The sequence below is a fragment of the Psychrobacter sp. genome (genome assembly GCF_036731945.1).
Taxonomy (GTDB): Bacteria; Pseudomonadota; Gammaproteobacteria; order Pseudomonadales; family Moraxellaceae; genus Psychrobacter.
The window spans coordinates 15,461-26,588 of sequence record NZ_DAINDI010000043.1; the positions used below are offsets into that span (position 1 = coordinate 15,461).

Consider the following 11,128-nt stretch of genomic DNA (forward strand, 5'->3'; position numbering starts at 1 on the left):
TCAGCTAAAAAATATAGGTTAAATACTGATAAATTCATTGAGGAGAGAAACAGTATGTACGATGTGATGGCGATAGGTAATGCCTTGGTTGACCACGAATATCTGCTGTCAGATGCAGCGCTAGAAGAAACCGACCTGACCAAAGGCAATATGACGCTTGCAGGACTCGAAGAGCAGCAGCAGTTATTGGCGTATTTTAAATTGGCCGATATTGAACCATCAAAACAAGCAGGCGGCGGCTCAGCGGCCAATGCAATGTATGCCTTTGCAAGTTTGGGCGGTAAACCTTTCTATGCTTGCCGCGTCGGCAATGACAAACAAGGCGAGTTTTACCTAAAAGACTTGCACGAAGCGGGCGTCACCACCTCCCCGCAGTCGATTCATGCAGGCGGCGTGACGGGCTCATGCGTGGTAGCAGTGACCGAAGATGGTGAGCGTACCATGCAAACTTTCCTTGGTACCTCAAGCGATATCACCGCTGATAACGTCGATTTTGAAGCATTAACCCAAGCAGGCTGGCTATACCTAGAAGGCTATTTAGCGATGTCCGAAGGGATTCAGCCTGCGATGACCAAACTACGCCAACAAGCTGGTATCCATGGTGCCAAAATTGCCGTCAGCTTTGCCGATCCTGCCGTCGTAAAGTTTGCCAAAGAAGGCTTACTTAATATGCTTGGCAATAAAGTCGCGGTGATATTTTGTAATAGTGAAGAAGCCAAATTATTCACCGATAAGAAACAGCATAAAGCTGCGGCGCGTGCCCTACTTGAGCATTGCCAAACGGCGGTGGTTACCGATGGTCCCAATGGCGCTATCATCGCCCATAAGCCAAATGATGAGTCTGATATTGAAATTTATGAGATTCCGACGCCAGTTGTTACGAATGTCATTGATACCAATGGTGCCGGTGATAACTATTCTGGCGCCTTTTTATATGCTTTATCGCAGCATTATAGCTTGCCAGAATGTGGACGACTTGCCAGCGAAATCGCCGCCCAAGTGATTCAGCAGTTTGGTCCACGTTTATCATCGCAAGAGTATCAAGATATCTCGCGCCGCGTTTTAACGGTTTAGTGGCTGGATTATTTGATTACTAAAGCGCTAAAATCTAAGTTTCTAAGTGTCTGAGATGGCGTTTCTAGTTTACTCCTAATAAAAGATAGTGCTGCTGGGATAAATTTTGCGCGGCCTCTGGAGCGACGAAGTCGCACAGCAAGCAAGAAAAATTGATATCAGCAGCGTGCGTGATGTATCGGTATCACTTTTCACTCACTATACCAGTAGCACCTTATAATATTTTCGCGCTTTTATTTAGGATTGCCTACAAAACTTTAGCATCTAATAAGCAAAAGCCCATATCATCGGATATGGGCTTTTTAGTATTTATAAAATAGAAAGAAGCAATTGCTTCATTAAACAGCAGCCAGTGCTTGCTCTAAATCAGCTTTGATATCGTCAATGTGCTCAATCCCAATTGATAGACGCACCATATCCGCACTAACACCCGCGTTTTCTAGCTCTTGCTCGTTAAGCTGACGATGAGTGGTTGTGGCTGGATGACAAGCGAGCGACTTAGCATCACCGATATTGACCAAGCGCGTAATCAGTTGCAGCGCATCAATAAAGCGCGCGCCTGCTTCGAGGCCACCTTTTACCCCAAAGGTTAAAATGGCAGATGGCGTGCCCTTCATGTATTTTTGCGCAAGCTCATGCTCAGGATGGTCAGGTAGACCAGCATATTTTACCCAAGCAACCTTGTCATGGTCGCGTAGATATTCAGCAACCGCTTGGGCGTTTTGCACATGACGCTCCATGCGCAAGCTCAATGTCTCCATCCCCTGCATGATACCAAAAGCATTGAGTGGGCTGATTGCTGCACCAGTATTACGTAGAGGCGCGACGCGAGCACGAGCGATAAAGGCCGCTGCGCCGACGTCTTTGACAAAGTTTACGCCGTGATAGCTTTCATCTGGGGTGTTTAGTAATGGGAAGCGCTCAGGATAATCGCCCCAAGGAAAAGTTCCGCTATCAACAATCGCGCCACCAATTGAGGTGCCCGTACCGCTCATGTATTTGGTCAATGAATGAATGACGATATCAGCACCAAACTCAAATGGACGGCACAGCGCCGGCGTCGCAACCGTACTATCAATCACCACTGGTACGCCATATTCATGGGCGATGTCACTCAGTGCTTGGATATCGACGATATTACCCAATGGATTACCGATACTTTCGGCAAAGACCATCTTGGTTTTATCATCAATTAAATCACGAATCGCTTCTGGGTTTTTGTGGTCAAAAAAGCGCACTTCGATACCTTGGCGCGGCAGCGCATGGGCAAATAGATTATAAGTGCCGCCGTATAGCGTTGATACGGCGACGATATTATCACCTGCTTCACAAATCGTTTGGATAGCATAAGTGATAGCCGCCATACCAGAGGCAACCGCTAGCGCCCCAATACCGCCCTCAAGTGCGGCAACACGCTCTTCTAATACCGCCGTCGTCGGATTCATGATACGGGTGTAAATGTTGCCAGCAACTTTTAAATCAAATAAATCGGCGCCATGCTGGGTATTATCAAAGGCATACGAGCTGGTATGATAAATAGGCACGGCGACCGCTTTGGTGGTTGGCTCGACGCTATAGCCGGCATGAATGGCTAAGGTTTCAAGGCGCTGGGTATTCTGCTTGGCTGGTTGTCCGTCACTCATCAGGTGCTCCTAAAATGTCATGGGATATTTAGAGGGGTAGTAATAGGTTATTAAACCCATATTTCATTTATCAAAAATGGTTATAACAAAAAGTCATAAAAAAAGCTGAGTTAATCATAACCCAGCTTCTTTATTAAAAGAATAGCAAATTTTTCATCTCTTAATGACAAATATTCATAAGCAATATTTATAAGCAATTAAACTAATAAGCATATTCCTAGATGATATCGGCGCTACTTTTATAACGACTCATCAATTTTTATTTATAGTAAGCGTTTTCTGTACGTGTGTGGTCGGTTTCATCGATGACTTGCGTCAGCTCTGGAATTTGCTGTTTTAGCTGTACCTCGACGCCTTGACGTAAGGTCATATCAACCGCTGAACAGCCTTGGCAACCACCACCGAATTTTAGTATCGCGGTCAAACCAACGCCTTCTTCATCAATCAATTCAAGCAGCTGGACATCACCGCCGTGAGCGGCCAAGCTTGGATTGATCTCCGACTGTAAGACATAATTGATACGTTCTTCGACACTGGCATCAGCACCAACTTTTGGCACTTTTGAGTTTGGCGCACGGAACGTCAACTGCCCACCAAAACGGTCTTTATTATAATCAATCACCGCATCTTCTAAATAAGGCACCGATGCCGCTTCAATAAAGGCAGAAAAATCATCATAAGTCAATTTTAAATCAGCGCTATCTTCTTCGCCCGGCTGGTTATAAGCCATACAGCATTCGGCACGCGGTGTGCCTGGATGCTCGACGAAAATACGCACGCCGATACCATCGGTATCTTGCTTAGCTAATAAATCTGCCAAATACCCTTGCGCCGCTTCAGTGATGGTGATGTTACTTTTAGCTTCGGTTTGCTCAGTATCTAACGCTGACTCGTAATCGGCAGCAGGGTTTACTTGAGTATCAGTTGGATTGTGTTCACTCATAATGCTTCCTATGTGTTATGACACAAGCGTTATATTGGCCACGTCTACTGTGTCGTCTATGTGAGGTTGGGACTAATGAAATTACCATCATTTTGGCTTATCGTTTTAATGCTTTGACCGTGATGAAAATTTCTTTATGGCTCTTTATGGTGTCTATTATAGCGCACTTAACGCATAATTCCGACTAGGCTAGTGTGAATTGGCAGTAGCGGTTTTTAAGCGCTGAGGTTTTAAGCGATGGCTATTTTTAATAAGGCTTACCTATAGTAAGCTGCCTTTATCTTCATAGTATATAAAGACGGCGTGCAGACTTATCAAGTCTAGCGGGCGTAGAATGTACTAAAGAGCTTATGAAAATTTTAAAAGAATAAATATCAGAATCTTAACTATTTTGAGAGAGCAGTATGTTGACTGAGAATCTAAACTTTGTGACCACCAAAGATGCCGTACAAATCGCTATTTGGAAAGTTTTTAATAATGAAAAAAGCCATCAATTATCTAACCTTAATGCGCATCAAGGACAAAATATCTTCTTAACCCATGGCACTTTTTCGGACAAAAAAACCTGTTTAAAAATCGCCGAATACCTAGCTGGACTTGGCCATCATTGCTATATCATGGAATGGCGCGCTCATGGTGCAAGCTCAAACCCAACAGACAAATTCAATTTCGAAACCGTTGCAACCTATGATTTTGCCGCCACTTTCGATTATTTATTTAACGAATTAAAGCTCAACAATTTACACTGCGTCACCCATAGCGGCGGCGGCGCTTGCTTAACGATGTTTCTCATTCAAAATCCGCAGTATAACGATAAAATAAATAGCATCAGCATGTTCGCTTGCCAAGTGTACGGCGCCATCGTCAATCCGAAGAACTATTTTAAAATAGTCGCCGCTAAACTATTTACGCGTCTATTTGGCTATATACCCGCCAAAAAACTCAAACTGGGACCCATCAATGAAAGCCATCACACCATGAATCAATGGTATGAGTGGAATTTGCATAAAAACTTTCACAGCAGTTTTATTAAACAAAGTGATATAGATGCGAATGGTATTAACAAAAGTGCTTTTGATAGCAGCGCTCGCCAGAAAAATACTCCTGGAAGTGCGATTTTTGATTATCGGCAGTATATGCCGAATATTACTGTACCCATTTATGCTATCAGCGCCAAAGGTGATAAATTCATCTCGCCAACTCAAGGTTGCCTGTCACTTTTCAACGACTTTAATCACTCGCTCAACAAAAAATCTGCCAACGTTTTTCGCGAATATGCGCGAAGTCATGGCGTCTTAGACGATTATACCCATAGCCGCATTTTAAATAGTCGTACGGCTGCCAAAGAGATTTGGCCAACGGTAGCGGCATGGATTGAGCAACATGCAGGGTAAACTTGCAGATTAGAATAGGTCAAATGACGCAAACAGCATAATGCTACATCTCCTAAAACTAACTTCACACAATATAACTGACTTAGCCAGATTGGCTGTTTAGACTGGATTGAACGCCATAATAAATCCAAAGGAGTAATTTATGCAGTTATATGTCATACCAGGAACTTGCGCCGTTGTACCGCACACCGCCCTCGAATGGACGGGCGCAGATTACGAGCTCAAGCTATTAGATCATGATTCGGTCAAATCAGAAGAATATCTACGTATCAATCCGCAAGGAGCGGTGCCAGCTATCGTCGATGGCGACACTATCATTACCCAAAACATCGCTACCCAAGTGTATATCGATGCCAGCTATCCCGATGCCAATATATTTGGCTCAGATACCTCACCGGCTGGTAAAGGTGAAATGATGCATTGGCTAGGGTTTTTGAATGCCGATCTGCATAAAGCCTTTGCCCCGCTCTTTGGCCCTGATGGCTTCGTTGAAGGCAATGCTGCACAAGAAAGCTTAAAACAAAAAGCCAAAGAAAAAATCGCCCATTTGCTTAGACTGCCCAACGAACAGCTCGGTAAAACTGATTATCTAACAGGCAGTAAAACCACGGCTGATATTTACTTATATATCACCCTAACGTGGGCGAAAAAGTTTGAGATTGATCTATCTGACTATAAAAACCTTGATGCCTTTGTCAAACGTATTGAAGAAGATAAAGGTTTGACTGCCGTCATTGAGCAGCAAGGCTTAGAAAAAATCAAAACACTTGAGATTTGATATTTTTAATTTTCCAAGCTTTTGCAAAAACCTTTCTAACCTTAACCTTTCTAGCATTTAGAAGGGTTTTTGCTTTTATATCTATAAAAATATTGTCTTTTAAAATAACATTCATAGCGCAAAAACCAAGCGCTAAAATTCGTTAAAGCGATAAAGTCACCGCACTAAACATCTTTATACTTGTCAGCCAGATATAGGCTGTGTCAGTATTAGCCTCTTTGAGACATTTTGAATTGATAATTGATAGCAGTAAGTTAGGAGTTGGCCGTTATGAGTGAATCAGCAGAGCAAGGTTCGAATAAAAGCTCGGATAAAAACAACAATAGAGACTACCGTTATTTGGTATTTATTGGACGTTTCCAGCCGTTTCACTGCGGGCATAAGGCAGTGGTCGATGAAGCATTAAAACGTGCTGATAACGTCATTATGCTGATCGGTTCTGCCAACCTCCCGCGCAGTTTGCGTAATCCATTTAGCGTCGATGAGCGCGCGACGATGATAAAGAACGCCTACTCGTCAGCAGAAGCGGCGCGTATCCACTGCGTCGCACTCGACGATGCGCTTTACAATGACACGCGTTGGCTACAATATGTGCAATCGGGCGTCAAATCCGTCACCGGCGATTTAGAAGGCGATATTGGGCTGATTGGTCATTCAAAAGACAGCTCATCGTATTATTTATCCTTATTCCCAAATTGGGCGTCGGTTTCTGTGCCCAATTATCACAATTTATCCGCCACCCCTATTCGTGACAGCTACCTAATGGGCGCCACGCCAACGCCTGAGCGCACCCCTGAGTCGACCCGCAACGTCCTCAATGACTTCAAAAAGACCGATATTTATCAAAACCTGCATGAAGAAGCCGATTTCGTCGATAAATATAAAAGACAATGGGAGTCTGCGCCTTATCCACCAACCTTTATGACCGCTGATGCGCTCGTCGTGCAATCAGGGCATATTTTATTGGTTGAGCGCCGCAGTATGCCAGGACGCGGGCTATGGGCATTACCGGGTGGATTTTTGAATCCAAAAGAAACCTTATTTGATGCCTGTATCCGCGAGCTACGCGAGGAAACCCGTCTAAAAGTGCCTGAACCGGTACTACGTGGCTCTTGCCACAGCCAGCATACCTTTGACGACCCTTATCGCTCGGCGCGTGGGCGTACGATTACTCAAGCTTTTTATTTTCAGCTAAAAAATGACCCAAAAGGCTTGCCAAAAGTAAAAGGTGGCGACGATGCAGCCAAAGCGTTTTGGCTACCACTTGCAGAGCTTGATGCGACCATGATGTTTGAAGACCATTATGCGATTATCGCTAAAATGGTTGGCTTATAGCTTGTTACTATTTGCCTATACAATTTTTATTAACCTTTTTTCACGCCAGCGCCGATAGACGGCAATGGCTCACCGCCGCAGCGGTTATTAAAAAACAGCTGCGGCATCTAAAAGCAGAGGAGTTCTGTGATGTACACCAGCAATTTAAATAATTTAATCTTAAATAGCGACAGCTATAAAACCTCCCATTGGGTGCAGTATCCAAGCGGTAGCGAGTATCTGTCAAGCTACATCGAAGCGCGTAAAGGCGACTACGATGTGGTATTTTTTGGCTTGCAAGCCTTTATCAAAGAATACCTTAGCACGCCGATTACCCATCAAGATATTGATGAAGCCGAAGCGGTCATTCAAGTCCATGGCTTGACCTTTAACCGTGCTGGCTGGGAGCTGTTGGTAGATAAGCATGGCGGTTATCTGCCACTGCGCATCGAAGCCATTCCTGAAGGCAGCGTCGTTCCGGCATCCAATGTGGTCTGTCAAATTATCAATACTGACCCTGAGTTCTATTGGCTACCAAGCTATATCGAAACGGCGCTACTGCGGGCGATTTGGTATCCCTCAACGGTTGCTAGCGTCTCTCATTATTGCAAAGGCATCATACGTCAGGCACTAGAAAAATCTGCCGACAATACCGAATCACTGATTTTCCGTTTACATGATTTTGGTTCACGCGGTGCTTCGAGCCAAGAATCTGTGGCACTCGGTAGTCTTGCGCATTTGGTGAACTTTGCTGGTACCGACTCGATGACGGCCTTGGTTGCCGCCAGCCGCTGGTATCACATGGACAAAGAGATGGCAGCCTTTTCTATTCCTGCCGCTGAGCATAGCACTATGACAGCTTGGGGTCGCGACGGAGAAGCCGCCGCCTTTGCCAATATGATTGAACAGTTTGGCGGCGCTGGTAAAAGTTTTTCTGTGGTATCTGACAGCTATGATTTATGGAATGCCATTGATAATATTTGGGGCGGTAGCCTAAAAGAAGATGTCAAAAATATGGGCGGCACTTTAGTTATTCGACCAGACAGTGGTGATCCGGCAAAAGTCGTGCGCGAAGCTTTGGAGCGCTTGGCTGTGAAATTTGGCACGACTGTGAATAGTAAAGGCTATAAAGTGCTGCCTGATTATGTACGTGTCATTCAAGGCGATGGTATCAGTCCGCAAAGCTTGAGTAAAATCATCGATGTAGTCTTAAACGCAGGGTTTAGCGCCGACAATATCACCTTTGGCATGGGCGGCGGGCTCCTACAGCAAGTCAATCGCGATACCATGAGCTGGGCGATGAAAGCCAGCGCCATCTCTATCGATGGCGTATGGAAAGATATCTATAAGGACCCCGTCACCAGTCGCTCAAAACGCTCAAAAAAAGGCCGTTTGGCACTCATAAAAAATAGCAAAGGCAACATAGAAACCATTAAAGCGGATGATTTAACGACAGCTGAAGATAACCTATTACGCGATGTATATATCGATGGTAAATTACTTATTGAAGATAACCTCACTACGATTCGGGAGCGTGCAGGATGGTAGCTACTAAAAAAATGCAAAATAAAATAACCGCTGCTGCCAAGGACGTGCTGCTAGCCCCTGTTTACCTTTATCAAGGGTACAAAATCAAGCGTGATACCGTACGCTTGCCTGAGCCAAATGGCGAGCGTCATGGTCGGGTTCAGCTCAATAACTCGCCTATTACCTCAAAGGGTAAAAGCAATAATATATTGAACCTGATGGTCGTTGGTGATTCGGCAGCGGCTGGCGTCGGTAGTCAAACCCAACAAGAGGCGCTGGTTGGTCATTTGATACCTATTTTGACTGAGCAGCCTGCTATCCAAAGCGCTTTTGATACCTTAAACTGGTCGTTGCAAGCGACCACGGGTCATACCAGCTTTGATATTTTGCGCAGGCTTTATGTGTTGCCTGCACCGAGCCAACCTATCGATGTGATGGTATTAAGTGTCGGCGTTAATGACACCACCTCTAAAGTCTCTGCGGCTCAATGGCAACAGCAAATTGAAAACATCATTGCTATCGCCCAGCGTAAATTTGGCGTACGCGAGCTGGTTTTTTTAAGCTTACCTCCGATGGCACAAATGCCTGCGATACCTGCGCCATTGAATAACTTCGTTGGTGCCAAAGCCGCTATCCTTGATAATAGCTTGCAGCAAATCTGTGCTACTCACGATCATGTTACCTATATGGCAACGAACTTTGCGCGCATGATAGAAGAACACTCTAACGGCACGCCGATCGATATCAGAGTGATGTTTGCCAGCGACGGCTTTCATCCAAGCAGTTTGATGTATGGTTATTGGGCGCAGCAAGTGGCAGAATTGATTGTGGAGTTGCTAGATTCGTCGACTACTAAGTTAAGTAGCTGAGTAGTGCAAATACTTAACATTAAAATTTAGATAAAAAAAACCGCTGAATAGTCAGCGGTTTTTTATTGCTTAGCAAAAGACTGCTTCGCGACATATATTTATACCATAAGTATAAATTATTCAGCAGAATCAGCAGCTTTCTTGCTACGGCCACCAAACGCACCAAAGCGTTTGTTGAAGCTTGCAACACGGCCTTCAGTAGACGTTTTGCGTTGTTCGCCAGTATAGAATGGATGCGACGCACTTGAAATATCAAGTGGGTAGTATGGGTATTCTTTACCTTCGTATTCACGAGTGGCTTTGGTATTAACGGTTGAGCGAGTTAAGAAAAACACGTCAGCGTTGGTGTCATGGAACAAAACTTCTTGGTAATTAGGATGGATATCTTTACGCATAATAAACTCTCTATGTCCGATGTATGTACAGCGCTGTTACTTAATGGCATTTTGACTATCAAGCACGCTCACATACGTAACTGAGGCACTAAGGACATCTGTCAGCCTGGCAATTACGTCACTGGCTTATTCCAGCACCCAACACCACACCGCTGCTCACTTAGCCTTTCCCCAGCGGGAAAATCAAACCGCGATTTTAACGGTTTTTGTTGCTCGATGCAAGTCGCTTATCTGATAAGAGCACACGTTAAGCGCTTATCAGATTATAGCGATAGGTTAAAAATTTCTATCAGTAACTCGTTAAAAAAGCAGCTATAGGTAGCTGCTGCTTTATTGGTATTAAAATGGTTTTGACGCTATTTAGTTTTTACGATATGCCAAACGCCAAGTTTGTTATCACCATCTTTATCGCCAACCTTGGTATCATTGGCATAAAAATATAACGGCTTACTATTCATCGCCCATTGATATTTGCCATCTTCACGTTTAAAGGCGGCAAACTGCCCTGAGGCTTTGGCATTACTTGGTGCCAAAAACGCTGGCCAAGCAACCAGACAAGCTGAGCCACATTCTGATTTATTCATAGAATCTTTATCAAAGGTATATAAGGTCATATGATTGGTTGCATCGACCAACATGCCATTTTTACTGGCAACTGGCGCGGTATTTTTAGTGGTCGCTTGCACCTCATGCATGCCAGAATCGTCCTTGCCCAGCATATTGTTAAACGTAGAACAGCCGCTAAGCGCTAATGCACCAGAAATAACAGATAACATAAGTATGTGTTTCATAGTAACGTCCTTGTTAATAGTGATTTTTTTAATTGCTTCTTTTAAATAGCTTCTTGTGGTCTGCAATCCTATACCTTAAAGCAAAAAACGGCTTAAAGCTGACCGTAAGTATTTTTACTATAGCACAGACATAAAATCAGTTATTTCTCGCATCATATAAATTTACAAAAGCGCATAAATTTTACAAATTAAATAAAGTTTGCTCTTCGATTTTCTAAAAATGCTTTTACAAATCTGTGTTCTAGACGCTTCTTGTTTGCCGTCCTTTGACAAAACTTATGCATCTACTTACGTTTTTGCCATGCTAATTTGAGTAATTTTTTCGTAGAATAAGACACCCATATTAAGAATTACTACACAATGAGAAATATGACTACGGCGGTTTAAAATGACTGTTGAA

At 43.9% G+C, this 11,128-nt stretch carries 10 protein-coding genes; 6 read left to right on the forward strand and 4 right to left on the reverse strand.

Annotated features, from left to right (window positions below; translation table 11 throughout):
- Nucleotides 1-54: 54 nt before the first annotated feature.
- On the forward strand, nt 55-1,074 hold the full coding sequence (locus tag V7D75_RS09720) for an adenosine kinase (protein WP_333614409.1): 1,020 nt from the start codon (nt 55-57) through the stop codon (nt 1,072-1,074).
- A gap of 338 nt (nt 1,075-1,412) precedes the next feature.
- On the opposite strand, the gene V7D75_RS09725 is transcribed toward V7D75_RS09720, so the two are convergent.
- Both V7D75_RS09725 and nfuA read right to left on the reverse strand, forming a co-directional pair.
- A complete protein-coding gene (locus tag V7D75_RS09725) occupies nt 1,413-2,717 on the reverse strand; it encodes an O-acetylhomoserine aminocarboxypropyltransferase/cysteine synthase family protein (protein ID WP_333614402.1) in 1,305 nt (434 codons plus the stop codon).
- 259 nt (nt 2,718-2,976) lie between these two features.
- Nucleotides 2,977-3,660, reverse strand: coding sequence for a Fe-S biogenesis protein NfuA (gene nfuA, locus V7D75_RS09730; protein ID WP_102076939.1), 684 nt, complete (start codon nt 3,658-3,660; stop codon nt 2,977-2,979).
- A gap of 404 nt (nt 3,661-4,064) precedes the next feature.
- Between nfuA and V7D75_RS09735 the strand changes: the two genes are divergently transcribed.
- The 5 genes from V7D75_RS09735 (at nt 4,065) to V7D75_RS09755 (ending at nt 9,542) form a co-directional block, all read left to right on the forward strand.
- Nucleotides 4,065-5,054 carry an alpha/beta fold hydrolase gene (locus V7D75_RS09735; RefSeq protein ID WP_333614403.1) on the forward strand — a complete coding sequence of 330 codons (990 nt, stop codon included), beginning with the start codon at nt 4,065-4,067 and terminating at the stop codon, nt 5,052-5,054.
- Nucleotides 5,055-5,196: 142 nt separating this feature from the next.
- Nucleotides 5,197-5,832, forward strand: coding sequence for a glutathione S-transferase family protein (locus V7D75_RS09740; protein WP_333614404.1), 636 nt, complete (start codon nt 5,197-5,199; stop codon nt 5,830-5,832).
- 270 nt (nt 5,833-6,102) lie between these two features.
- On the forward strand, nt 6,103-7,167 hold the full coding sequence (locus tag V7D75_RS09745) for a bifunctional nicotinamide-nucleotide adenylyltransferase/Nudix hydroxylase (protein ID WP_333614405.1): 1,065 nt from the start codon (nt 6,103-6,105) through the stop codon (nt 7,165-7,167).
- A 129-nt stretch (nt 7,168-7,296) separates the two neighbouring features.
- The gene (locus tag V7D75_RS09750; RefSeq protein ID WP_333614406.1) at nt 7,297-8,694 is read left to right on the forward strand and encodes a nicotinate phosphoribosyltransferase; all 1,398 of its coding nucleotides are present in this window, start codon (nt 7,297-7,299) and stop codon (nt 8,692-8,694) included.
- Nucleotides 8,688-9,542, forward strand: coding sequence for an SGNH/GDSL hydrolase family protein (locus tag V7D75_RS09755; protein ID WP_333614407.1), 855 nt, complete (start codon nt 8,688-8,690; stop codon nt 9,540-9,542). Before V7D75_RS09750 ends, V7D75_RS09755 begins: the two co-directional genes overlap by 7 nt.
- Before the next feature lie 116 nt (nt 9,543-9,658).
- Here the strand turns inward: V7D75_RS09755 and V7D75_RS09760 are convergent, their stop codons facing one another.
- Both V7D75_RS09760 and V7D75_RS09765 read right to left on the reverse strand, forming a co-directional pair.
- Nucleotides 9,659-9,937 (reverse strand): type B 50S ribosomal protein L31, encoded by a 279-nt coding sequence (locus V7D75_RS09760; RefSeq protein WP_068405148.1) that lies wholly within the window; start codon nt 9,935-9,937, stop codon nt 9,659-9,661.
- A 356-nt stretch (nt 9,938-10,293) separates the two neighbouring features.
- A complete protein-coding gene (locus V7D75_RS09765) occupies nt 10,294-10,728 on the reverse strand; it encodes a COG4315 family predicted lipoprotein (RefSeq protein ID WP_333614408.1) in 435 nt (144 codons plus the stop codon).
- Nucleotides 10,729-11,128 lie beyond the last annotated feature (400 nt).

Coding starts and splice junctions, on each gene's coding strand:
- V7D75_RS09720 (WP_333614409.1), top strand. CDS start 55: ATGTACGATGTGATGGCGATAGGTAATGCCTTGGTTGACCACGAATAT.
- V7D75_RS09725 (WP_333614402.1), bottom strand. CDS start 2,717: ATGAGTGACGGACAACCAGCCAAGCAGAATACCCAGCGCCTTGAAACC.
- nfuA (WP_102076939.1), bottom strand. CDS start 3,660: ATGAGTGAACACAATCCAACTGATACTCAAGTAAACCCTGCTGCCGAT.
- V7D75_RS09735 (WP_333614403.1), top strand. CDS start 4,065: ATGTTGACTGAGAATCTAAACTTTGTGACCACCAAAGATGCCGTACAA.
- V7D75_RS09740 (WP_333614404.1), top strand. CDS start 5,197: ATGCAGTTATATGTCATACCAGGAACTTGCGCCGTTGTACCGCACACC.
- V7D75_RS09745 (WP_333614405.1), top strand. CDS start 6,103: ATGAGTGAATCAGCAGAGCAAGGTTCGAATAAAAGCTCGGATAAAAAC.
- V7D75_RS09750 (WP_333614406.1), top strand. CDS start 7,297: ATGTACACCAGCAATTTAAATAATTTAATCTTAAATAGCGACAGCTAT.
- V7D75_RS09755 (WP_333614407.1), top strand. CDS start 8,688: ATGGTAGCTACTAAAAAAATGCAAAATAAAATAACCGCTGCTGCCAAG.
- V7D75_RS09760 (WP_068405148.1), bottom strand. CDS start 9,937: ATGCGTAAAGATATCCATCCTAATTACCAAGAAGTTTTGTTCCATGAC.
- V7D75_RS09765 (WP_333614408.1), bottom strand. CDS start 10,728: ATGAAACACATACTTATGTTATCTGTTATTTCTGGTGCATTAGCGCTT.